Here is a 23,884-nt window from a genome sequence, read left to right as displayed (position 1 = left end):
CAGGAAGCGCGCGCGGTGAGGCCCCCCTTCCTGGCGGGTGACGCACCGCGTCCCTACCCTGTCGGGTATGGAGATCCTGCGCAGCGTCGTCGTCCTCGTCCACCTCGTCGGCTTCGCCATCCTCTTCGGCGCGTGGGTCGTCGAGGCGGTCAGCCGCCGGGCGCGCGTCACCTCGTTGATGAACTACGCCCTCCTCATCTCCCTGGTCACGGGCCTGGCGCTCTCAGCGCCGTGGGGCCTCGATCATGAGCTCAACTACGCCAAGATCGGCATCAAGCTCGTTGTCCTGCTCGTCATCGGCGCACTGCTGGGCATCGGTTCGGCCCGACAGAAGCGCAACGGGTCGCTGTCGCCGGCGATCTTCTGGCCGATCGGCATCCTGGCTTTGCTCAACGCCGGTCTCGCGGTGATCTGGCACTGACGACGCCGCTCGTCGGCATCCACTCAGCACGCGCATAGACTGGAGGGTCTAACGCCCCCCACTCGGAGACGTTTCCGGTGCTCCCTCGCGCGCCCGCTCACACACACCCCCGTGATCGCGGCGCGCCACCGCTGCGCCCCACCCCGGACGCGATTGATCGACCTTCTCGTCAGGCAGTCATGACCACCTCCTCCCCCTCCACCCGATCCGCTGCGGCCCCCGCGAACCCCCGTTCGCGCGTCATCACCGCGAGCCTGATCGGCACCACGATCGAGTTCTACGACTTCTACGCGTACGCCACGGCTGCGGTCCTCGTCTTCCCGATCCTGTTCTTCCCGACCGGCAACGAGACCACATCGCTGCTGCTGTCGTTCAGCGTCTTCGGCGCCGCCATGATCGCGCGCCCGCTGGGCGCCATCGTCTTCGGCCACTTCGGCGACCGCTTCGGCCGCAAGGCCACCCTCGTGGCATCCCTTCTCACCATGGGTGTGGCGACCTTCCTCATCGGCTGCCTGCCCACCTTCAACGAGATCGGCGTCTGGGCTGCGGTCCTGCTGCTGGTCATGCGTCTCGCACAGGGCTTCGCACTGGGAGGCGAGTGGTCGGGCGCGGCGCTCGTCGCCACCGAGAACGCCCCGAAGGGCAAGCGCGCCCTGTTCGGAACCTTCCCGCAGCTGGGTGCCCCCATCGGCTTCATCATCGCCAACGGCGTCTTCCTGTTCATCAACTTCGCCCTCCCCCACCCCGACGGCACCGCGCAGCGCTCGGCCGAGTTCCTCGCGTGGGGCTGGCGCGTGCCGTTCCTGTTCTCGGCGGTCATGGTGATCGTCGGACTCTGGGTGCGCCTGCGACTGGTCGAGAGCGAATCGTTCGCGAAGGCCGAGAAGACCGGCGCCATCAAGAAGTTCCCGCTCGGCGAGGCCGTGCGTCGCAACTGGAAGCAGCTCATCCTCGGCACGTTCATCATGCTGGCGACGTACGTGCTCTTCTACCTCATGACGAGCTTCACGCTCTCGTACGGCATCAAGCCCACCCTCGAGGGGGCTCAGGCCGCCGCCGAGAAGGCGGGGACGGCGTTCAACGCGGCCGAGTTCGTGCCGGGCCTGGGCTACGGCTACACCGACTTCGTGATCATGCAGATCATCGGCGTGGTGTTCTTCGGCATCTTCACGATGCTGTCGGGCCCGATCGCCGACCGGATCGGCCGTAAGCGCCTGCTCATCGGCGTCACGGCCGCGATCATCGTGTTCGGTCTGACGTTCTCGTTCTTCCTGGTGCCGCACGCCGACCCGGCGTTCACGCGCATCCTGGTGCAGTCGTTCCTCATCCTCGGCTTCATGCTCATGGGCGCGACCTTCGGGCCGATGGGCGCGGTGCTGCCGGAGCTCTTCCCGACCAACGTGCGCTACACGGGGTCGGCGATCTCGTACAACGTGTCGTCGATCCTCGGCGCGGCCCTCGCCCCGATCGTCGCTGTCGCGCTGTGGGCGGCCGGTGGCGGCAACCCGTGGCTCGTGGGCGTGTACCTCTCGGCGATGGGCGTGCTGACCCTCGTCGCACTCGTGCTCTCGCCCGAGACGAAGGACGTCGACTACGACGACAACCTCGCCGCGGGAGCGACCGCGCCGTAACGGGTTCGCTCTCGACACCGGATGCCACGGGGCCCAGGCCTCGTGGCATCCGTCGTTCGTGCCGCGGGCGGTCGGGTGGCGGGCCGGATTCCGGACAACCTGAGCGTTCGCGGCGTTGCGGTCCCGGATCGACAGGCGTGCGGCCATTCTCTCGGGAGTTTCGCACGCCATCGAGGGGACCGACCGGGGGTGTCGGTGGGGCGGGGTACGGTCGAAGCACCCCATTCCTTTCCCGAGGTGAGCATGTCGTTTTCCGCTCCCGCGCGTGGTCGGCGCGGCCGCCGCGCGCCCGAAGGCCCGCGCGCGTCGTTCCGTCAGCTGGTCCCCTTCCTGCTCGAGCACAAGCGGACGCTCGTCGTCGTCGCCATGCTCAGCGTGCTCGGCGCCGCCGCCACGCTCGCGCAGCCGCTGCTCGTCGGCGAGGTCATCTCGCGCGTGCAGAGCAGCGTCCCCCTCGGCGCCCTGGTGTGGCTGCTGGTGGCTTTCGTCGTGCTGTCGTCGGTCATCTCGGGCTTCCAGCACTACCTGCTGCAGCGCACCGGCACCGCCGTGGTCTTCTCGAGCCGGCGGCGACTCATCTCGCGCATCCTGCGCCTGCCGATCAGCGAGTTCGACGCGCGTCGCACGGGCGATCTCGTCTCGCGCGTGGGAACCGACACGACCCTGCTGTACGCGGTGCTCACCCAGGGCTTCGCGGATGCCGTGGGCAACGCCCTCATCCTCGTCGGCGCGGTCATCGCGATGGCCGTCATCGATCCGCTGCTGCTCGGGCTCATCATCGTGGTCGTCGGCGCCTCGCTCGCGGTGGTCGTGCTGCTGAGCACGCGGATCCGCTCGGCATCCGCCGATCAGCAGGCCAAGGTCGGCGAGCTGTCGTCGGGCGTCGAGCGCGCGGTCGGCTCCATCCGCACGATCCGCGCGTCGGGCGCGACCGAGCGCGAGATCGCGGCGGTGACCGAGAACGCCACGGCCGCGTACGCCGCGGGCGTGCGCATCGCGCGGGTGTCGGCGCTGATCGTGCCGATCGCCTTCGTCGCGCTGCAGGTGTCGCTGCTCGTCGTTCTCGGTGTCGGCGGGTACCGCGTGGCATCCGGCGCCATCGACGTCGCCGCGCTCGTCACGTTCGTGATCTTCCTCTTCCTGCTCGTGCAGCCTCTGGCCTCGGCGATCGGCGCGATCACCTCGGTCAACCAGGCGCTGGGGGCGCTGGGGCGCATTCAAGAGGTGCTCGACCTCCCCCTCGAAGACGACGCCGACCGTCCGTCGTCGCCTGCGGCGGTTCCGGATGCCGCGGCCCTCGCGTTCCGCGACGTGCACTTCCACTACCCCGACGACGTCGTGAAGGCGCGCGAGGCCGCCGCTGCCGAGGCCCGGTCCGTGTTGGAGCAGGCGCACCTCGAGCGGGCGGCCGACGAGACGGTCGCCGAGGTCGACGACGACCGCGACGTGCTGCGCGGGGTGTCGTTCGAGGTGCCGCGCGGATCGCGCGTCGCGCTCGTCGGGCCCTCAGGTGCGGGCAAGAGCACGATCCTCGCGCTCATCGAGCGGTTCTACGACCCGACGGAGGGAGCGATCCTCGTCGACGGCGTCGACGCCCGCGACCTCTCCCGCGGCGACCTGCGCGCGCGCTTCGGCTACGTCGAGCAGGACGCGCCGACCCTGGCCGGCACGATCGCCGACAACCTGCGACTCGCCTCGCCCGCGGCATCCGACGCCGACTGCGAGCGGGTGCTGCGCGCGGTCAACCTCGCCGATGTGCTCGAGCGCAGCCCGCTCGGCGTCGACGCTCCCGTGGGCGAAGACGGCGTCATGCTCTCGGGCGGAGAACGCCAGCGCCTCGCGATCGCCCGCGCGCTGCTGGCCGCTCCCCCGGTGCTGCTGCTCGACGAATCGACCTCGTCGCTCGACGGCGTGAACGAGCAGCGCATGCGCGAGGCGATTGACGCCGTCGCCACCGACCGCACCCTGCTCGTCATCGCGCACCGCCTGTCGACGGTCGTCGACAGCGACCTCATCGTGGTGCTCGACAAGGGCCGGGTCGTGGGTCGGGGCACGCACAGCGAGCTTGTGGCATCCACCCCGCTCTATCGCGACCTCGCGAAGCACCAGCTGTTGGTCTGAGCCGCGACCGCGGGTCAGTCGCCCGCGAGAGCATCGATCGGCGACACCGCGGTGGCCAGGCGCGTGGGCGCGACGGCGGCGACGGCGGTGAGCAGTGCCGTCGCCACCGCGACGATGCCCACGGTCGCCCACGGGATCGCGGGCAGCACGAACGTCGGTGACGAGAACTCCGGCGGGACGCCGACCGAACCGAGCAGCGACTGCGCTCCCGCCCAGCCGTAGACCACGCCGAGCACGAGCCCGAGGGCCACCGACGTCACGGTGAGGTGTGCGGCCTCGAGCAGCACCATGCGTCGGATCTGCGGGGCGGCGAAGCCGAGCGTGCGCAGGAGGCCGAGCTCCCGACGGCGCTGGATCACCCCGAGGGTCAGCAGGTTCACCAGGCCGACAGCGGCGATCACGGCCGACACGGCCACGAGCGACATCATGATCGCGGCGAAGGTGTCCATGAGCGACAGCAGTTCCTCCGGCGGTTCACCCCCGCCCGAGCTGATGAGCACCTCGCGAGCCGACTGCGACGCCACCGCGAACATCGTCACGAGCGTCACGCCCATCACGACGCCGATCGCCATGCGGCTCGATCTTTCGGGATAGCGCAGGGCGTTCTCTGCCGCGAGGCGCGCCTCGGCCGATCGGCCGAAGAGGCGTCCGGTCACCCGCAGCAGGGGTGGCATGATCACCGTCGCGCCCAGGCTCAGTCCCGTGAACGAGAAGATGCCGCCCACGAACGCGACGACCACACCGAGCGGTGACAGCAGGCCCAGAGCCACACCGGCCGCCAGGACGAGGGAGCCGCCGAGGAAAAGGATCCCCGCGACGATGCGGCGGGCACGACCACCGACGGCCTCGCTCCGATTGCGCTCGGTCGCGCCCGAGATCGCCTCGAGCGGCGTCACCTCGAGAACCCGGCGCGAGCCGGCCCAGGCGGCGGCCCACGTCGTGAGGGTCACGATGACCGCGGGCGCGACGAGCACCGGCTGCAGGAGCGCGTACTCGACGTCGATCCCCCACACGGTGCGCGCCACCGGCAGCAGTGCAGCAGCGCCCGCGGCGCCGCCGATCAGGCCCACGGCCGCTCCGATGGCCCCCACCACGAGACCTTTTCGCGCGACCCGCACCCGCTCCGACCGCGCCGACGCCCCGATCAGGCGCATCAGGGCGATCTGCCGGGTGCGCCCCGCGACGATGGTCGCGAACGTGGTGGTGGTGACGATCGCCGCGACGAACATCGCCACCCCCACCAGCAGTGCGCTGAGGATCGCCACGACCACCACGACGCTCTCGCGACCCGCGAGATACGGCGCCGCCAGCAGCCACGCGCCGATGAACCCCGTCGCGGCGATGAGCAACGTGCCGAAGCCGCTCGAGATCGCGGCGACCAGCACCGAGGCGCCGAGACCGCGCTCCGCACGCGGCAGGGAGCGCGTCCGGCGGCGGGGGCGCGACGCGCGCACCGGCCGCTCGACGACGGCGCTCACGCCCCGACCTCCGACGACAGCATGTATGCCGAGATGGCCTCGGCGCTCTGGCGCGGAGTGTCGGCCACGACGCGGCCGTCGCCGAGGAAGATCACGCGGTCGGCGTGCGAGGCGGCCATCGGGTCGTGCGTCACCATCGCGATCGACTGCCCGTGCTCCCGACTCGCCGCAGCGAGCAACGCGAGCACCTCGCGGCCGGTGCGCGAGTCGAGGTTGCCGGTCGGCTCGTCGGCGAAGATCAGGTCGGGCTGCGTCGCCAGGGCTCGGGCGATGGCGACCCGCTGCTGCTGGCCACCCGAGAGCTCATGCGGACGGTGACGCAGGCGGCCACCAAGCCCCATCGACTCGACCAGCGCGTCGATGCGGCGTCGGGCCTCGGCAGAGGGCGACCGACCGGCCAGCTCGAACGGCAGGGTGATGTTGCCGAGCACGTCGAGCGTGGGCACGAGGTTGAACGACTGGAAGACGAACCCCACGCGCGACCGACGCAGCACCGTGAGGTCGAGGTCGCTGAGGCCCGTGATCTCGGTATCGCCGATGAACGCGCGGCCCGAGGTCGCGGCATCCAACCCCGCCATGACGTGCATGAGGGTGGACTTGCCCGAACCGGACGGCCCCATGATCGCGGTGAACTCGCCGCGTCGCAGGCCGATCGTCACGTCGTCGAGAGCGTGGACCCGCGATTCGCCGGCACCGAAGGTCTTCGTGAGGTTCTGCACCCGCGCGGCCATCGGCGCGGTGTCGAAAGAGTTCTGCTGCATGAACCCGACGCTACGAATCACTCCCGACCGGCGGCATCGGCCTGACGTCGTCTCGTCGTACATCCCGGGGATGACGCTGCACCAGCGGCGGGGTGAAATGCGTCTCGAGACGGACGGGGGTCATCCCCGCGGACGACGCCCCCGCGATCCCCACTCGGTCACGATCGACCCATGACATCGCACCGCTCGTCTCCCCTCCTCCTCGCGCTCGCCGTCGCCGCGGGCGGGAGCCTCACCCTCGCGTTGGCGGGATGCACCGGCATCCAAGAAGCCTTCTCTCAAGAGGTCACCACGGAGTTCCGCGATACGGCCGAGGTCGTCGCGCAGTCCGCGACGACCGTGCCCTGGCTGCCCGCCGACGCGACCGAGATCGTTCTGAAGACCAAGCGCGACGGCGAGGTCGCCGCAGCGATCGCGCGGAGCGGCTCCGCGCTCGATCCGGCCACCTGCCTCGAGATGGAGCGTCAGTCGGCTCCGACCGTGCACATCGATGACGCCCCCGACGTCTACGCGAAGGACCGAGTGTTCGCGTGCGGGGCGTGGTCGGTGATCGCCACGACCGACGGCTGGTACGGCTGGACGCCGAACAGCCCCGGCGAGAAGGAGAAATCGCCGGCGGCATCCTGAGCGGAAACACCGACGCCCCTCCCGCGCGCCAAGAACGGGAGGGGCGTCGATTCGAGGGCTCGCCCTGTCCGCACGAAACGGTGCGGAGGGCGAGCCGGTCTCAGGAGCGCTGCAGGCGGTAGCGCAGCGCGGCGAGCTCGGCGCGCAGGGCGGCCGGCAGGTGCGAACCGAAGGTGTCGTAGAACTCCTCGGTCAGGTCGGCCTCGGCGAGCCACGACGCGCGATCGATCGAGAACAATTCCTCGAGGTCGGCGGCGGGCAGGTCGAGACCCGACAGCTCGAGGTCGTCGAGCTTGGGCAGGCGGCCGATCGGGCTGTCCACAGCATCCACCTGTCCGTCGACGCGGCGGATGATCCAGTCGATCACGCGGGCGTTGTCGCCGAAGCCGGGCCAGAGGAACCGGCCGTCGTCACCCTTGCGGAACCAGTTGACCTGGAAGATGCGCGGAGCGCGGTCGAAGCGGAGCTTCTGGCCGACCTTCAGCCAGTGGCCGAAGTAGTCGCCCATGTTGTACCCGCAGAAGGGCAGCATCGCGAACGGGTCGCGGCGCAGCTCTCCGACGGTGCCCTCCTGGGCGGCGGTCTTCTCGCTCGAGACCGTCGAGCCGATGAACACGCCGTGCGACCAGTCGGTCGCCTCGACGACCAGCGGCACGTTGGTGGCGCGACGACCGCCGAACAGGATGACGTCGAGGGGGACGCCCTCGGGGGCCTCCCAGTCCTCGGCGATCTGCGGGCACTGGGCGGCGCCGACCGTGAAGCGCGAGTTGGGGTGCGCGGCGGGGCGGCCCGACGCGGGCGTCCAGGCGTTGCCCTCCCAGTCGATGAGGTGCGGGGGCGCCTCGTCTGTCAGGCCCTCCCACCACACGTCGCCGTCGGGGCGGAGCGCGACGTTGGTGAAGATCGTGTTGCCCCAGAGCGTCTCGATCGCGGTGACGTTCGTCGACTCGCCGGTGCCGGGTGCGACGCCGAAGAAGCCGGCCTCGGGGTTGATGGCCCACAGGCGTCCGTCTTCACCCGGGCGGATCCACGTGATGTCGTCGCCGAGCGTCTCGACGCGCCAGCCGGGGATCGTCGGGCGGAGCATCGCGAGGTTCGTCTTGCCGCAGGCCGAGGGGAACGCGGCGGCGACGTGGTACGCCTTGCCCTTCGGGTCGATGACGCGGATGAGCAGCATGTGCTCGGCGAGCCAGCCCTCGTCACGGCCGATGACCGAGGCGATGCGCAGGGCGAAGCACTTCTTCGCGAGGATCGCGTTGCCGCCGTAGCCCGAGCCGAACGACCAGACCTCGAGGGTGTCGGGGAAGTGGACGATGTACTTCTCGTCGTTGCAGGGCCACGCGACATCCTGCTCGCCCGGGGCGAGGGGCGCACCGACCGAGTGGACCGTCTTGACCCACGGCGCACCGCCTGCGATCTGCTGCGTGACCGAGGTGCCCACGCGGGTCATCACGCCGATGGATGCCACGGCGTAGGCGCTGTCGGTGATCTGCACGCCGATGTGGCTCAGGGGCCCGCCGACCGCGCCCATCGAGAACGGCACGACGTACATGGTGCGACCGCGCATCGAGCCCTCGAAGACGCCGTCCAGGGTCTCGCGGATCTCGGCGGGGGCGATCCAGTTGTTCGTGGGACCGGCGTCTTCTTCGCGGTTCGAGGCGATGTACGTGCGCGACTCGAGGCGCGCGACGTCGCCGGGGTGCGAGCGGGCGAGGTACGAACCGGGACGCCACTCGGGGTTGAGCTTGATGAGCTTGCCCTCGTCGACCATCTCGCGCAGCAGGGCGTCGTTCTCGGCGGCCGAGCCGTCGACCCAGTGGATGCGGTCGGGCTGGGTGAGGGCGGCGACCTGGTCGACCCACGCGGTGAGGGCGGCGAGGCCGGGGCCTTCGACGGCGGGGCGTTCCCCGTGGCCGGCGCGAGCCACGCGGCCCGCACGGGTGACGGGCGCGGCGGTGCGCGGGGTGGAGTTGAAGATGTCGGCGAGTGCCATGTCGTTCTCCTCGGTTGAGAGCGAAATCGGTGGTCTTCCTCCATGTTGGGCGCGCGAGCGACTTCTTTCCGAGAACTTTGCCCGTAAGAATCCACGATCTTTCGATATGGTCAAGGAATGGCATCGTCGTTCGAACTCACGACCCTCGGGCACCGCATCCGGCACCACCGACTCGCGCGCGGCTACACCCTCGACGAGCTCGGTGCGATGGTCGGCGTCGCCGGCAGCCAGCTGAGCCTCATCGAGAACGGCAAACGCGAACCGAAGCTCTCCCTCCTGCAGGAGATCGCGCGGGCCACCGAGACCGAGGTCACCGAGCTCCTCTCACGGGAGCCCCCGAACCGCCGGGCGGCCCTCGAGATCGAGCTCGAGCGGGCCCAGACCAGTCCGTTCTTCCGGCAGCTCGGCATCCCTCCCGTCAAAGTGACCAAGGGAACGAGCGACGACACGATCGAGGCCGTGCTGGGACTGCACCGCGAACTGCAACGGCGCGAGCGCGAGACGATCGCGAGCCCCGAAGAAGCCCGCCGCGCCAACACGGAGCTGCGCCTGCGCATGCGGGAGATGTCGAACCACCTGCCCGAGATCGAACGTCTCGCCGAGAAACAGCTCAAGGCCGCGGGGCACTCGACCGGCGCCCTCACCCACCGCACGGTGAGCATCATGGCGGAACAGCTGGGCTTCGAACTCATCTACGTCAGCGACCTGCCGCACTCGGCGCGCTCGGTCACCGATCTCGAGAACGGGCGCATCTACCTGCCTCCCGCGTCGATCCCGGGCGGCCACGGCCTGCGGTCGATGGCTCTGCAAGCGATGGCGCACCGTCTGCTCGGACACCGCCCGCCCACCGACTACGCCGACTTCCTGCAGCAGCGCCTCGAGATCAACTACTACGCCGCCTGCTGCCTCATGCCCGAGACGAGCTCGGTCGCCTTCCTCACACAGGCGAAGAAGGACCGCAACCTCGCCGTCGAGGACTTCCGCGACGCGTTCGGGGTGACCCACGAAGCAGCCGCCATGCGCATGACGAACCTGATGACCGTGCACCTCGGCATCCGCCTGCACTTCATGCGCGTCGACGGCGACGGTGCGATCTCGCGCGTCTACGAGAACGACGACCTCCCCCTGCCCACCGACGTCACCGGCTCGGTGGAAGGGCAGATCGTGTGCAAGAAGTTCTCGGCGCGGTCCGCCTTCGACGAGCACAACCGCACCACCGAGCACTACCAGTACACCGACACTCCCGCCGGAACCTACTGGTGCTCGAGCCAGACGGGAACGACCTCGAACGGCGACTTCTCGATCACCGTGGGCGTGCCGTTCGACGACGCCCGGTGGTTCCGCGGACGCGAGACCACGAAGCGGGGCGTCTCGCACTGCCCCGACGAGTCGTGCTGCCGCCGCCCCGACACCGAAGCCGCGGAGCGCTGGTCGGGCAAGGCCTGGCCGAGCGCCCGCGTGCACCAGTACATGTTCTCGCCGCTCCCCCGCGGCATGTTCCCCGGCGTCGACGACGCGGAGGTCTTCGCGTTCCTCGACCGCCACGCGGACGGCTGACGCCGGCGGAGGCGGCACAACTCCTGCAGGATCCGCCGGATCGCAGCCGAGAGAGGCGCGAACGGAAGGCATTGCAGGAGTTGTGCACGGGTGACCGCCGAGACGCCTGGATGCCGGCGCCCCGGCGAACCCGAACAACGCGGCGAACCCGCAGCACACCTCCTGCAGGGCTGACGGGATAGAGCCGAACGGGGGCCGAACCGACGGATGTGCAGGAGTTGTGCACGGGCGACTGCGCGGATGCCACGACCCCGGGGCCCTCGCGGGGCGCCGGGGTCGTGGCATCCGGTGTCTGGTCCTGCCCGATCAGGCGTAAGGGTTGGCCGTCAGCGTGTACTTGGTCTGCAGGTACTCGTGGATGCCCTCGTCGCCGCCCTCGCGGCCGAGGCCCGACTGCTTCCACCCGCCGAAGGGGGCCGCGGCGTTCGAGACGACGCCGACGTTGAGGCCCATCATTCCGGTCTCGAGCTTGTCGATCATGCGCTGACCGCGCGCGAGCGACTCGGTGAAGACGTACGAGACGAGGCCGTACTCGGTGTCGTTGGCGAGGCGCACGGCGTCGTCCTCGTCGTCGAAGGGGATGATCGCGAGAACGGGTCCGAAGATCTCCTCGCGGAGGATGTCGCTGCCCGGCTGCACGTCGGCCACGACAGTGGGCTCGAAGAAGGTGCCGGGGCCGTCGATGGGCGAGCCGCCCACGGTGACCTTCGCGCCACGCTCGACGGCGTCGCCCACGAGGGTCTTGGCCTTGTCGACCGCGCGGTCGTCGATGAGGGGTCCGATCTGCACGTCCTCCTCGGTGCCGCGACCGATCTTCATGCCCTGCACGCGCTCGGTGACCCGGCGGGTGAACTCCTCGACGACGCTGCGCTGCACGATGAAGCGGTTGGCCGCGGTGCAGGCCTGCCCGATGTTGCGGAACTTGGCGAGCATCGCGCCCTCGACCGCCTTGTCGAGATCGGCGTCCTCGAAGACGACGAAGGGCGCGTTTCCGCCGAGCTCCATCGAGGTGCGGAGCACGCCGGGGGCCGCCTGCTGCAGCAGCTTCACGCCGACCGGCGTGGATCCGGTGAACGAGAGCTTGCGCAGGCGCGGGTCGGAGATGATGCGCTCCGACACGGGGCCGGTGTTCGTGGTGGTCACGACGTTCACGACACCGGCGGGGAGCCCCGCGTCTTGCAGGATCTGCGCGAAGAACAGGGTCGTCAGCGGCGTGAGCGTGGCCGGCTTGATGACGACCGTGCAGCCGGCGGCGAGCGCGGGGGCGATCTTGCGGGTGGCCATCGCGAGGGGGAAGTTCCACGGGGTGATGAGGTAGCACGGGCCCACGGGGTGCTGCGAGACGATCATGCGACCGGTGCCCTCGGGGTTGGCGCCGTAGCGCCCCTGGGTGTGCGCGGTGACCTCGCTGAACCAGCGCAGGAACTCCCCGCCGTAGCCGACCTCTCCGCGAGCCTCGGCGAGGGGCTTGCCCATCTCGAGGGTCATCAGCAGAGCGATGTCCTCCTTGCGCTCCTGCAGCAGGTCGAACGCGCGGCGGAGGATCTCGGCGCGCTCGCGCGAGGGGGTCGCGGCCCACGACGGGAAGGCGTCGGCCGCGGCATCCATCGCCGCGATGCCGTCGTCGACGGTCGCGTCGGCGATCTGGTGGATGACCTCACCGGTGGAGGGGTCGTTGACGGCGACGGTCGCACCGCCCGTGGCGGGGCGCCACTCCCCGTTGATCAGCAGGCCGGTGGGTACGGATGCCAGCAGCTCGCTCTCGCGCGAATCGGTCATGAATCCTCCTGGATCGATGCGGGGGTGTCCCGCCCATTCTCGTCAGCACACGGGGGTGCGCCGATATACGTGGCGTACAAAGGGGGTGGCGTGCTCGCCGCCGTGGCCAGCCCTCCCCGGGCGCACGTCGCCCCCCGTCAGCGCGCGGCCGCCTCCGCCGGCTGCGCGATCACCCCGGCGAAGAAGCGCTCCAGGCCGGCCGGATCGGTCAGCGGCAGGACGTGGGCGACGTACTGATCGGGGCGCACGACCACGACGGCTCCCTCGGCGGCGATCTCGCGCTCGGCGAAGATGTCGGCGCTCGTCCAGGCCGAGGGCGCGGCGGCGAAGACCTTCTCCCCGTCGGTCAGGCCGAGCGGACCCGAGCGCGGGCGGAACAGCTCCGGCACGTCGACCACGTCTTCCCAACGACCCGGGTACACCGCCTTCACATCGAACACCGCGTCGAGGTCGGCACCCTCGGGGGTGAAGCGCTCGACGATCTCGCGCGCCGCCGCCGCCCATTCGCGCAGCGCCGAGCCCTCGGCATCCGCGAAGGCGTACACGCGCCAGCGCCCGTCGGCCGTGGCGTGGTGACCGAGGTGCACGGGGTTGCCGTCGCACACCCGCACGACCTCGACGCTCTTGAAGCGCTTGCCGACGGGGAATCCGGATGCCAACTCCTGAGCGGGCGCGTCGGCGGTGATCGCTGAGGGGCCGTAGTGCGTCATGAAGCCCGAGGGGAACTCGGCCGTGGCCAGGTAGTAGGTCGACAGCTCCGCGGGGTCGGTGATCTCGCCGGGCTTGCGCGCCATGAGCGACGACCACTCGCGGTCGAAATCGATGAGCTGCTGGGCGACGGGGCGGCGCTCGTCGTCGTAGGTGCGCAGGAGGTCGGCGGAGGCCAGGCCGGTGAGCACGTGTCCGAGCTTCCAGCCGAGGTTGAAGCCGTCCTGCATCGACACGTTCATACCCTGCCCGGCCTTGGCGCTGTGGGTGTGGCAGGCATCGCCGGCGAGGAAGACGCGCGGGGCGTCGAGGTCGTCGACGAACCGGTCGGTCACCCGATGCCCCACCTCGTACACGCTGTGCCACGCGACCTGCTTCACGTCGATCGAGTAGGGGTGCAGGATCTCGTTGGCCCGCCGGATGACCTCCTCGATCGGGGTCTGACGCACGCGGTGGTCGTCGTCGGCCGCGACCTCGCCGAGGTCGATGTACATGCGGCTGAGATAGCCGCCCTCGCGCGGGATGTGCAGGATGTTCCCCGCCGCGGCGTTGATCGCGCACTTGATGCGCCAGTCGGGGAAGTCGGTCTCGACGAGCACGTCCATCACTCCCCACGCGTGACGGGCCGCAGCGCCGACGTGGGTGCGGCCGATCGCCTGGCGCACGCCGCTGCGGGCACCGTCGCATCCGGCGACGTACTTCGCGTGGATCGTGCGCTCCCCTTCGTCCGTGCGGACGCGCACCTCAACGGGGTACTCCCCCTCACCGACCTCGAGGCCGAGGAACTCCACGCCGTAGTCAGGGCGGATGCGCGCGGGGCCGTCGGCCGCGGCCTCGGCGAAGTAGTCGAGCACGCGGGCCTGGTTCACGATGAGGTGCGGGAACTCGCTGATCTTGAAGCCGTAGTCCTCGGTGCGGGTCGTGCGCACGATCTTGGCGGGATCCTCGGGGTCGGGCGCCCAGAAATTCATCCAGCCGATGTTGTACGCCTCAGCGGTGATGCGGTCGGCGAAGCCGAACGCCTGGAACGTCTCGACGCTGCGGGGCTGGATGCCGTCGGCCTGACCCAGCGGCAGACGCCCCTCGCGCTTCTCGATGAGGCGCGTGGTGAGCTGGGGGAATTGCGACATCTGCGCGGCCAGCAGCATGCCGGCGGGTCCGGAGCCCACGATCAGCACGTCGACCTCGTCGGGCAGGCGCTCGGGCCGGTCGAGGCCGGTGCCCGCGGCGTTCTGCACGCGCGGATCGCCCGAGACGTAGCCGTGGTGGTGGAACTGCATCGTTTCTCCTGACGTCGATGTCGAGGTTGCCCCGCGAGACGGTGTGTTCTATATTCGAACTCAGCGTTCCGCTATCGAACGAGAGGTTAGCCGAGCCATGACGCCGCGGCAAGACTCCTCCCCCGCCTCGCAGACGCTGAGTCGCGGCATCCGCCTCCTCGAAACCCTCGCCGACGCCCGCACTCCGCTCACGATCGACGAGCTCGCGGGGCGCGTCGACCTGCACCGCTCCGTGGCCTACCGACTGCTGCGCACGCTCGAACACCACGGCCTCGTCACCCGCGACGCGGCGGGAGCGGTGCGCCTCGGCACGGGCCTGGCCGCCCTGGCCGCGGGCGTCGCCGCCGACCTGCAGGCCGAGGCCCTCCCCGAGCTCACCGCAGCCGCGAACGACCTGGGCATGACGTGCTTCCTCGTCGTGCTCGACCACGACGAATGCGTGACCCTCGCGAGCGTCGAACCCCGGCACACGGTGACCGCGGTGGCGCAGCGGCCCGGGTCGCGGCATCCGGTCACCCGAGGCGCTCCCGGTCGGGCGATCCTCGCGCAGCTCCCGCCGCGTCGGTGGCCCGACGACGTCGACGCGCGGTTGGCGTCGGAGGTGGCGGATGCCGCGGAGCGCGGCTGGGCGCGCAGTCACGACGAGGTGATCCCGACGCTCCGCGCGGTGGCGGTCCCCCTGCAGGTGCAGGGCCGCGAGCCCGCGGCGGTCGCCGCCGTGCACGTGTCGACCGATCTCGACGACGCCGCGATCGCGGTGCGGCTCGAGGCGGCGGCATCCGCGATCCGGGGGGCGCTGTAGGTCGGCCGCGCGATCGTATATGATCGCTCCCGTCAGGCGCACGAGGTCGTGCGTCGCTGCTCGAAAAAGGGGCACGTAGCGCGAGACCCGCGCGAGACACATACGGCTCATTCCCGTTCCTGTTTCGCGAAAGGCTTCCGCATGCCCATCGTCTCCGCGCACGTCGCCCACACCCTCGGCCGCCACCTCGACCACGTCTTCGGCGTGATGGGCAACGGCAATGCGTACTTCCTCGACGCCCTGCACCGGCACACCGACGCCGTCTTCACGGCGATGCGGCACGAGGCCGGCGGGGTCGTCGCCGCCGACGCGCACTATCGCGCGTCGGGTCGCATCGCCGCCGCCACCGCCACCTACGGCGCCGGCTTCACCAACACCCTGACCGCTCTGGCCGAGTCGGCGCAGGCGCGCATCCCCCTGCTGCTCGTGGTCGGCGACGAGCCCACCTCGGGCCCGCGCCCGTGGGGCGTCGACCAGGTCGCGCTCGCCTCGGCCGTGGGCGTGCGCACCTACACCGTCGGCGACCGCGACGCCTCGGCCACCGTGCTCATCGCGCTCGAGCACGCGCTGACGTATCGCGTCCCCGTGGTGCTGGCGATCCCCTACGACGTGGTCACCCGCGAGGCCGGAGAGCTGACGGATGCCGGGACCGTGACGATCCCCGCTCCCCTGGCCCCGCAGGGCCCCTCGGCGAGTGCCGCGCTCGACCGCATCGCCGATGCCCTCGCCGGAGCCGAGCGGCCGTTCCTACTCGCCGGCCGCGGAGCCTGGCTCGCCGACGCCGGCCCCGCGCTCGGGCGCCTCGCCGAGACGACCGGGGCGATCACGGCATCCACCGCCCTCGGCCGGGGCATCTTCCCCGCGTCCGAGCACGACCTCGGCGTCACGGGCGGATTCGGCGCCGCGGGAGCGATGGAGCTCGTGCGCGAAGCCGACGTCGCCGTGGTCTTCGGCGCGGGGCTCAACCAGTTCACGATGCGCTTCGGCGAGCTCTTCGCCCCGGGCACCGATGTCTTCCAGGTCGACGTGGCGACCACCGCGACCCACGCCCAGGTGGGGGGATTCGTGCGGGCGGATGCCGCGGTGGCGGCCGAGGAGATCACCAGCCGCCTGCGCTCCCGCGGCGCGATGTCGTCAGGCTGGCGCGATCGCGTCGACGCCGCCCCGCTGCGCGAGCAGGAGGCGGGCGAGGGCCTCGCGCCGGATGGCCGACTCGACCCCCGCTCCGCCGCCGCACGGATCGGTGAGCTGCTGCCCGAGGACCGTGTCGTCGTCTCGGACGGCGGACACTTCCTCGGCTGGTCGAACATGTACTGGCCCGTCGCCTCCCCCGACCGCGTGATGATGGTCGGCACCGCGTACCAGTCGATCGGCCTCGGCTTCCCCTCGGTCGCGGGAGCGATCGCCGCCCGCCCCGACGCGACGGTCGTTCTCACCACCGGCGACGGCGGTGGCCTCATGGCGATCGCCGACCTCGAGAGCGCCGTGCGCACGGCCGCCGGCCACGGCATCGCGGTGGTGTGGAACGACGCCGCCTACGGCGCCGAGATCAACCTCTACGGCCTGAAGGGCCTCGCCCGCGAGCCGATGCTCATCCCCGAGGTCGACTTCGCCGCGGTCGCCCGCGGCTTCGGCGCCGAGGGCGTGGTGGTACGCGAGGTCGCCGATCTCGAGGCGCTGGCGGAGTGGACCCGCCGCGACCCCGCCGAGCGGCCCTTCCTGCTGCTCGACCTGCGCATCAGCGGCACCGTCATCGCGCCGTACCAGCGCGAGATCATCAAGGTGAACTCGTGAACGAGTCCGCGGCGGGGGCCGGTCCCGTACCGGGCTTCGCGGGCGCCGCCGGACACAGGCCCACGGGTGCTGCCTGCGTAGGGCACGACGCCTCGACCGCGTCCGCCGCGGACACCCCGACCGACACCCTCGGCGACCTCCGCACCGCCCTCGGCGACCGCCTCCTCACCGACGTGGACAGCCTCGCCGCCTACGCCGTCGACAGTTCGCGCGCGCAACCCGAGGGGCTGCCCCTCGCCGTCGTGCGGGCGACCTCGACCGGCGACGTGTCGACGGCTCTCGCGTGGGCGCACGCCCGCGGCATCCGGGTCTCCGTCCGCGGAGCGGGCACCGGGCTCTCCGGCGGGGCCGTGGCGTACGCCGGCGGTCTGGTCGTCTCGCTCGAGGCCATGAACCGCATCATCGACATCGACGTCGACAACCGTCTCGCCGACGTCGAGGCGGGGGTGATCACGGCGGATCTCGATGCCGCCGCCCTCGCGCACGGCCTGTTCTTCCCGCCCGACCCGGCGAGCGCGCAGTGGTCGACGATCGGCGGCAACATCTCCACGAACGCCGGGGGCCTGCGCTGCGTCGCCCACGGCGTGACCACCGACGTCGTGGCGGCCCTCGAGATCGTGCTCGCCGACGGCCGCGTGATGCGCACCGGCGCGCGCACACGTAAGAACACCACCGGCTACGACCTCACCAGCCTGTTCACGGGGTCGGAGGGCACGCTCGGCGTGATCACCGCTGCGACCGTGCGCCTCAAGCCCGTGCTGCCCGGGCAGCCCCGCACCTTCCGTGCGAGCTTCGACGACATCGAAGACGCCGGCCGCGCGGTCACCGCGATCGTGTCGGGCCCGGCCGCCCCCGAGGTGCTCGAGCTGCTCGATGCGCGCAGCGTCGAGATCATCGAGGCGTTCCACCCGAGCGGCCTCCCCTCGCCCGGCGCGGCCATGCTGGTTGGTCAGACCGTCGGTTTTGCAGCGCTCGACACCGCCGAGGCCATCGCCGCGCTCTGCCGTGAGCACGGCGCCGCGGAGACCGAGATCAGCGACTCCGACAGCCTGCTCGAAGCCCGTCGCCTGGCGAACCCCGCGCTCACCGCGCAGGGACTGCGGGTGTCGTGCGACGTCGGCGTGCCGGTCGCGCAACTGGCGACGGTGTTCCGCGGCATCGGCGAGCTGGCCGAGCGCCACGGCCGCCGCATCGCCGTGGTCGCGCACGCGGGCGACGGCAACCTGCACCCGACGGTCGAGGCGGGCGAGAGCCCCAAGGAGTACGCCGCGGCCGAGCTCGTGATCGACGACATCACGCGCCTCGCCCTCTCACTCGGCGGCACCATCTCGGGCGAGCACGGCATCGGGTCGGTCAAACGCCACGAACTCCCCTGGCAGCAGGATGCCGTGGCTCTCGACGTGCAGCGGGCTATCAAGGCCGCGCTGGACCCGCGCGGCATCCTGACGCCCGACCGCTCGATCTGAGGTCCGGCCCGGGCTGGCCGGGATGCTGGGCCATCGGCGCGGGTGGTCTCCGTCGCGCACGCGGGACGGAAGGCGACGCGCGCGACGCTGGGCCCCGGGCACTCGTTTACCGCAAATGGTCGACCCCACGCGCACGCGGCGACCATATGAGGCATATGACGCAGGCGACAAAATTCTCGCTTGCCGCAAATGGTCGACCCCATGCGCACGCGGCGACCATGTCAGGCAAACGACGTGGGCGAGAGATGTCGCTTGCCGCAGGTGGTCGGCATGAAGCGGGACCGAACCACCATCTGAGGAAAACGACCCCCCGGGCAGACGGCGCGTTGCGCCGGAGACCCGCCCTGTTATCCACAGATCGCGGATGCCGCGCCGACGGCCATGCGCGGTGTGCGATGTTTCGGGGGTGAGAGCTGCTCCCCTTCCCGTCGAGCTACCCGAGTCCTTCTCGGTCTCTGCGGCGAGGAATCTCGGGGTGCCGCGAAGTCGGCTTCGGGCTGCCGACCTCTCCTCTCCTTTCCACGGAGTACGGACGCGCTCTGCTCGGCCGGACGATGCGTTCGAGACATCCGTTCGACGACGGTCAGCCGCCTACGCCGCACGCATGCGGGAGTGCGAGTTCTTCTGTCTGGTCGCCGCGGCCGTGGCGTGGGGCGCGCCGCTGCCCTCATCGGTTTTCCACCTCCGCGACGGACCGGACCGGCTCGTCGAGCGTCCCCTCGATGTCGGAGTGCTCCTGCCCGCTCGCGCAGGCAGGGCGCGCGGAGTGCGCGGCATCTCGCTCACCGAGGGGATGGGCAGTGTCCGCATCGAACCCGTGAGCGGGCTGCGGGTGACGAGCCCCGCAACGACCTGGGCCATGATGGGCGCCCTGCTGCAGCGGGACGACCTGGTCGCGCTCGGCGATGCATTGGTGCGCGAGCCCATGCGCTCCGATGACCCACCAGCGCTCGCGACGATCGCCGAGCTCACGGCAGCTCTCGAGGCGGGGCGGCGGCGGGGTGCCGCTTCGCTGCGCGCAGCACTTCCCCTGGTGCGTACTCGCTCACGGTCGAGGAAAGAGACCCAGACCAGACTCCTGCTTCTGGCCGCGGGCCTGCCCGAACCGTCGCTGAATCACCCCGTGGTCGTCGAGCGCGAGGTCGTAGCCCTCGTCGACCTCGCGTTTCCGGAGCGCAAGGTGGGCTTCGAGTACGAAGGCGAGCAGCACCTCACGGACCCGCGGCAGTGGGCACGCGACATCCGGCGCTACGAGATGCTCGCCGACCTCGGATGGCGCATCATTCGCGTGACCGCGTCCGACCTCGCGCAGCACCGGAAGGAGTTCGTGAAGAGGGCGCGCGCGGCGCTCTCCCGCGGACCGCGCCGCGGTTGACGCGCGCCGTCGGCCGGGCGCCCCACGCTGTGCGAGCCACGGCATCCGCTCACGTGCCTCGATGGGCCGCCGGCCCGAGCAACACCGACCGACCATCCAGGGCAAGTGAATCGACGGGCCCCGCGTTCATTTGCCTCGAATGGCCGCCGGCCCGGGCAACACCGCCCACCTCAGGCAACCAATCGACAGGCCAAACGCTCACTTGCCTCGAATGGCCGCCGGCCCGAGCATCACCGACCATCTGAGGCAAACCAACCGACAGGCCGAGGGCTCACTTGCCTCGAACGGCCAGCCGGCCCGGGCAACACCGACCATCTCAGGCAAATAAGCCCGCCGGGCCGCTGAGCCGGCCGCGGCCCTGAACCGCGCGCCGCGCAACGCCGAACGGCCCCACCGCGCCGGAGCGCGACAGGGCCGTTCGATCGGGTCAGACCTTGGACAGCCCGCGGACTGGGCTCACCTCCTGCTCGGCCTCGTGATCAGGACCCAACGGGATGCCGCTGCGGTCGCGCAGCAGCAGCGTCGCGACGAGACCGAGCACGGCCATGATCGCCAGGTACACCGTGACCGACACGGTCGTCCCCGTCGCGTCGACGAGCGCCGTCGCGATCGTCGGGGCGAAGGCGCCACCCAGGATCGCGCCGATGGCGTAGGCGATCGACACCCCCGAGAAGCGGATGGATGCCGGGAACAGCTCGGCGTACAGCGCCGCCTGGGGCCCGTAGGTCAGGCCGAGGCCGACGGTGAGCAGCATGAGGCCGACTGCCAGCAGCACGATGCTGCCGGAGTTGACCAGCGGGAACAGCGCCATGATCGCGACGAGCATCGAGATCCAGCCGATGATGTAGGTGTTGCGGCGCCCGATCTTGTCGCCGAGCCACCCGCCGAGCCACGTGAAGATCAGCCACGTCACGGCCGAGAGCGTCACGGCGCCGAGCACGTCGGCGGTCGCGAGCCCCAGAGGGCCGTCGGGGTTGGTCGCGTAGCGCTGGATGTAGCCGCCGGTGGTCATGTAGCCCACGGCGTTGTTGCCGGCGAAGACGAACGCGGCGATAATCACGAGCAGCGAGTGCTTGCGGAACAGCTGCACGATCGGCATCCGGGTCTGCTCCTTGCGCTCGGCGAGCTCGACGAACACCGGGCTCTCCTCGACCTTCTTGCGCACGTAGTAGCCGACCAGGATCAGCACGAACGACAGCAGGAACGGCACGCGCCAGCCCCACGCGAGGAAGGCGTCACCCGGGGCGATCAGCGCCATGAGCGCGAGCATGCCGCTCGCGAGCAGCAGGCCGAGGGGAACGCCGAGCTGCGGCGAAGCGCCGAAGAGGCTGCGCTTGGTCTTCGGCGCATGCTCGACGGCCATGAGCACTGCGCCACCCCACTCGCCACCGGCCGAGATGCCCTGCAGCACGCGCAGGAGGATGAGCAGCACGGGGGCGGCGACGCCGATGACCTCATAGGTCGGCAGCACGCCGATGAGCGTGGTCGAGGCGCCCATCATGATGAGCGTCAGCATGAGCACGACGCGGCGACCGTATTTGTCGCCGAGGTGCCCGGCGAGGAAGGCGCCGAGCGGACGGAACAGGAAGCTCAGACCCACCGTGAGGAATGACAGGATCTGCGCGATCCCGGGGCCGGCGGGCGCGAAGAACAGCTGGCCGAACACGAGACCGGCGGCCGAGGCGTAGAGGAAGAAGTCGTACCACTCGACGGTGGTGCCGACAACGGTGGCGAAGACCACGCGGCGGCGGTCCTTCGGGGTGGAGATGGTGCCGGTGGGCGTGAAGCCCTGCGGCTGAGAGCGGGACATGGGGACTCCTTCGAGACGTCATCGTCAAACCCCGGGACGTCGTCGTCGGCGACGAGGCGTGGTGTTGCTGGGGCGTTGGTCATCGTATACGATTTCGAATACGACGCAAGGGAGCATCCATGACCGACACCGACCCCCGGTTCACCGCCCTCGGTGCGCGCCCCGGCAAGATCGTGGCCGTCCACCTCTCCTACGCCTCGCGCGCCGATCAGCGCGGACGCCGCCCCGCCGCCCCGTCGTACTTCTTCAAGCCGTCGAGCTCGCTCGCCGCGTCCGGCGCCGAGATCGTCCGCCCGGCCGGCACCGAACTCCTCGCCTTCGAGGGGGAGATCGCGCTCGTCATCGGCGAGCCCGCGCGGTGGGTGACCCCGGATGCCGCGTGGTCGCACGTGGCATCCGTCACCGCCGCGAACGACTTCGGCCTGTACGACCTCCGCGCGAACGACAAGGGCTCGAACGTCCGCTCCAAAGGCGGCGACGGCTACACCCCGCTCGGTCCCGCGCTCATCGACGCCCGCGAGGTCGATCCCACCGCCCTGCGCCTGCGCACCTGGGTGAACGGCGACCTCGTGCAAGACGACTCGACGGCGGGCCTCATCTTCCCGCTCGCCCAGATCGTCGCCGACCTTTCGCAGCACTTCACCCTCGAGACCGGCGACGTGATCCTCACCGGCACGCCGGCCGGCTCGTCGGTGGTCGTGCCCGGAGATGTGGTGGACGTGCAGGTGGGTGCCGGCGCTCACTCGACCGGCCGGCTCCGCACGACCGTGACCCAGGGCGCGCAGTCTTTCGACCCCGCGATCGGCTCGCTCCCCGCGGTCGACGACACCCAGCGCACCGAGGCGTGGGGCTCGGCCGAGGCGGCCGGGCTCACCCCTCCGGCCCCCGTCCTCTCCCCCGCCCTGCGCGACAAGCTCTCGCGCGTCCCGGTCGCCGCCCTCAGCGGGCAGCTGCGCAAGCGCGGCCTCAATGACGTCACCATCGACGGCGTGCACCCGCTCACCCCCGGCAGTCGCTTCGTCGGCACGGCGCGGACGCTGCGCTTCGTCCCGCACCGCGAAGACCTCTTCGCCTCGCACGGCGGCGGACAGAACGCCCAGAAGCGCGCGTTCGACGCGGTCGGCGAGGGCGAGGTCATCGTCATCGAGGCACGCGGCGAGACCGGATCGGGCACGCTCGGCGACATCCTCGCGATCCGCGCGCACGCCCGGAAGGCCGCGGCGATCGTCACCGATGGCGGGGTCCGCGACGCCGAGGCCGTGGCCGCGGTGGGCATCCCCGTCTTCACCGCGGGCCCGCACCCGGCCGTCCTGGGTCGCCGTCACGTGCCGTGGGAGACCGACGTGGCCGTCGGCTGCGGCGGTACCACCGTCGAGCCCGGCGACATCCTCGTGGGCGACGGCGACGGCGTGATCGTCATCCCGCCCGCGATCGCCGAAGAGGTGGTCGACGCCGCCCTCGCGCAAGAGACCGAAGACGCGTGGATCGCCGGTCAGGTGGCATCCGGTCACCCGATCGAGGGGCTGTTCCCGATGAACGCGGAATGGCGCGCCCGGTACGAGAGCGAGACCACCCGATGAGCGACGTCACCGCCAGCAGGAGCAAGTCGCAGCAGGCGTACCACTGGATCAAGCAGCGCATCGCCTCGCAGGACTTCACCCCCGGCTACCGCCTGGTGCTCGGCTCGATCGCCGGCGAACTCGACATGAGCGTCGTGCCGGTGCGCGAGGCGATCCGCCAGCTCGAGGCCGAGGGCCTGGTGATGTTCGAGCGCAACGTCGGCGCGCGCGTGTCGATGGTCGACGACACCGCCTACCGCTTCAGCATGCAGGCCCTCAGTCTGCTCGAGGGGGCCGCGACGGCCCTGTCGGCGCGCGCGCTCACCGCCGACGACGTGCGCCGTGCCCGCCAGGTCAACGAGCTGATGGTCGAGACGCTCGAGCACTTCGACCCGCGTGCCTTCACCGCGCTCAACCAGGAGTTCCACGCGATCCTGTTCGAGAAGTGCGCCAACCCGCGCATGCTCGAGCTCGTGCAGGCCGAGTGGGCGCGCCTCGGGCACCTGCGCGATTCCACGTTCAGCTTCGTGCCGGGCCGTGCCGCGGAGTCGGTGCGCGAGCACGAGAACATCCTCGTCCTCATCGAGAACGGCGCTCCCCTGGCCGAGATCGAGAAGGTCTCGCGCCGACACCGCTCAGCCACCCTCGACGCCTACATGATCCACGAGCACCCCGACGAAGTGCTCGGCCTCCCCGCTTTCTGACCTCGAAAGACCCTTCCG

Annotated in this window: 17 protein-coding genes; 11 read left to right on the top strand and 6 right to left on the bottom strand. The window is 70.8% G+C overall.

Going from position 1 to position 23,884, the window contains the following annotated elements; genetic code table 11:
* Positions 1 to 67: 67 nt before the first annotated feature.
* The 3 genes from ASE56_RS07120 (at position 68) to ASE56_RS07110 (ending at position 4,173) form a co-directional block, all read left to right on the top strand.
* On the top strand, positions 68 to 421 hold the full coding sequence (locus ASE56_RS07120; protein WP_056226721.1) for a hypothetical protein: 354 nt from the start codon (positions 68 to 70) through the stop codon (positions 419 to 421).
* A gap of 179 nt (positions 422 to 600) precedes the next feature.
* Positions 601 to 2,052, top strand: a complete 1,452-nt coding sequence (locus ASE56_RS07115) for an MFS transporter (RefSeq protein ID WP_056226719.1) — start codon at positions 601 to 603, stop codon at positions 2,050 to 2,052.
* 243 nt (positions 2,053 to 2,295) lie between these two features.
* Complete coding sequence (locus tag ASE56_RS07110) at positions 2,296 to 4,173, top strand: ABC transporter ATP-binding protein (RefSeq protein ID WP_056226717.1); 1,878 nt, start codon at positions 2,296 to 2,298, stop codon at positions 4,171 to 4,173.
* Positions 4,174 to 4,187: 14 nt separating this feature from the next.
* On the opposite strand, the gene ASE56_RS07105 is transcribed toward ASE56_RS07110, so the two are convergent.
* A complete protein-coding gene (locus ASE56_RS07105; protein ID WP_056226715.1) occupies positions 4,188 to 5,651 on the bottom strand; it encodes an ABC transporter permease in 1,464 nt (487 codons plus the stop codon).
* Positions 5,648 to 6,412 carry an ABC transporter ATP-binding protein gene (locus ASE56_RS07100; protein WP_056228358.1) on the bottom strand — a complete coding sequence of 255 codons (765 nt, stop codon included), beginning with the start codon at positions 6,410 to 6,412 and terminating at the stop codon, positions 5,648 to 5,650. The genes ASE56_RS07105 and ASE56_RS07100 overlap by 4 nt, the downstream gene beginning before the upstream one ends.
* A 171-nt stretch (positions 6,413 to 6,583) precedes the next feature.
* Here ASE56_RS07100 and ASE56_RS07095 point away from each other — a divergent pair, with 171 nt between their 5' ends.
* Positions 6,584 to 7,039 (top strand): hypothetical protein, encoded by a 456-nt coding sequence (locus tag ASE56_RS07095; RefSeq protein WP_056226713.1) that lies wholly within the window; start codon positions 6,584 to 6,586, stop codon positions 7,037 to 7,039.
* Between the two features lie 100 nt (positions 7,040 to 7,139).
* On the opposite strand, the gene ASE56_RS07090 is transcribed toward ASE56_RS07095, so the two are convergent.
* The gene (locus ASE56_RS07090) at positions 7,140 to 9,032 is read right to left on the bottom strand and encodes a phosphoenolpyruvate carboxykinase (GTP) (RefSeq protein WP_056226711.1); all 1,893 of its coding nucleotides are present in this window, start codon (positions 9,030 to 9,032) and stop codon (positions 7,140 to 7,142) included.
* Positions 9,033 to 9,149: 117 nt separating this feature from the next.
* On the opposite strand from ASE56_RS07090, the gene ASE56_RS07085 reads away from it, so the two are divergent.
* Positions 9,150 to 10,589, top strand: coding sequence for an XRE family transcriptional regulator (locus ASE56_RS07085; protein ID WP_056226709.1), 1,440 nt, complete (start codon positions 9,150 to 9,152; stop codon positions 10,587 to 10,589).
* 306 nt (positions 10,590 to 10,895) lie between these two features.
* Here ASE56_RS07085 and ASE56_RS07080 read toward each other — a convergent pair whose 3' ends face one another.
* Entirely contained in the window at positions 10,896 to 12,368 is a 1,473-nt protein-coding gene (locus ASE56_RS07080; protein ID WP_056226708.1) for an NAD-dependent succinate-semialdehyde dehydrogenase, read from the bottom strand.
* A gap of 137 nt (positions 12,369 to 12,505) precedes the next feature.
* Positions 12,506 to 14,356 (bottom strand): FAD-dependent monooxygenase, encoded by a 1,851-nt coding sequence (locus tag ASE56_RS07075; RefSeq protein WP_056226706.1) that lies wholly within the window; start codon positions 14,354 to 14,356, stop codon positions 12,506 to 12,508.
* A gap of 97 nt (positions 14,357 to 14,453) precedes the next feature.
* On the opposite strand from ASE56_RS07075, the gene ASE56_RS07070 reads away from it, so the two are divergent.
* From ASE56_RS07070 to ASE56_RS07055, 4 genes are all read left to right on the top strand, one after another.
* Positions 14,454 to 15,158 carry an IclR family transcriptional regulator gene (locus tag ASE56_RS07070; protein ID WP_056226704.1) on the top strand — a complete coding sequence of 235 codons (705 nt, stop codon included), beginning with the start codon at positions 14,454 to 14,456 and terminating at the stop codon, positions 15,156 to 15,158.
* Positions 15,159 to 15,299: 141 nt separating this feature from the next.
* Positions 15,300 to 16,952: a thiamine pyrophosphate-binding protein gene (locus ASE56_RS07065; protein WP_056226702.1), complete on the top strand. Its 1,653-nt coding sequence runs from the start codon at positions 15,300 to 15,302 to the stop codon at positions 16,950 to 16,952.
* On the top strand, positions 16,949 to 18,418 hold the full coding sequence (locus tag ASE56_RS07060; protein WP_082450343.1) for an FAD-binding oxidoreductase: 1,470 nt from the start codon (positions 16,949 to 16,951) through the stop codon (positions 18,416 to 18,418). The genes ASE56_RS07065 and ASE56_RS07060 overlap by 4 nt, the downstream gene beginning before the upstream one ends.
* Before the next feature lie 604 nt (positions 18,419 to 19,022).
* Positions 19,023 to 19,793, top strand: coding sequence for an endonuclease domain-containing protein (locus ASE56_RS07055; protein WP_200914132.1), 771 nt, complete (start codon positions 19,023 to 19,025; stop codon positions 19,791 to 19,793).
* Positions 19,794 to 20,220: 427 nt separating this feature from the next.
* Here the strand turns inward: ASE56_RS07055 and ASE56_RS07050 are convergent, their stop codons facing one another.
* Positions 20,221 to 21,603, bottom strand: coding sequence for an MFS transporter (locus ASE56_RS07050; protein ID WP_056226697.1), 1,383 nt, complete (start codon positions 21,601 to 21,603; stop codon positions 20,221 to 20,223).
* Positions 21,604 to 21,722: 119 nt separating this feature from the next.
* Between ASE56_RS07050 and ASE56_RS07045 the strand changes: the two genes are divergently transcribed.
* Both ASE56_RS07045 and ASE56_RS07040 read left to right on the top strand, forming a co-directional pair.
* Complete coding sequence (locus ASE56_RS07045) at positions 21,723 to 23,183, top strand: fumarylacetoacetate hydrolase family protein (RefSeq protein ID WP_056226695.1); 1,461 nt, start codon at positions 21,723 to 21,725, stop codon at positions 23,181 to 23,183.
* Positions 23,180 to 23,866 (top strand): GntR family transcriptional regulator, encoded by a 687-nt coding sequence (locus tag ASE56_RS07040; RefSeq protein WP_056226693.1) that lies wholly within the window; start codon positions 23,180 to 23,182, stop codon positions 23,864 to 23,866. Before ASE56_RS07045 ends, ASE56_RS07040 begins: the two co-directional genes overlap by 4 nt.
* Positions 23,867 to 23,884: the final 18 nt, after the last annotated feature.

The organism is Microbacterium sp. Leaf203 (assembly GCF_001421275.1).
GTDB classification, from domain to species: Bacteria; Actinomycetota; Actinomycetes; order Actinomycetales; family Microbacteriaceae; genus Microbacterium; species Microbacterium testaceum_A.
The sequence above is the reverse complement of the archived record's forward strand: the minus strand, read 5'-3'. Positions and strand labels throughout refer to the sequence as shown.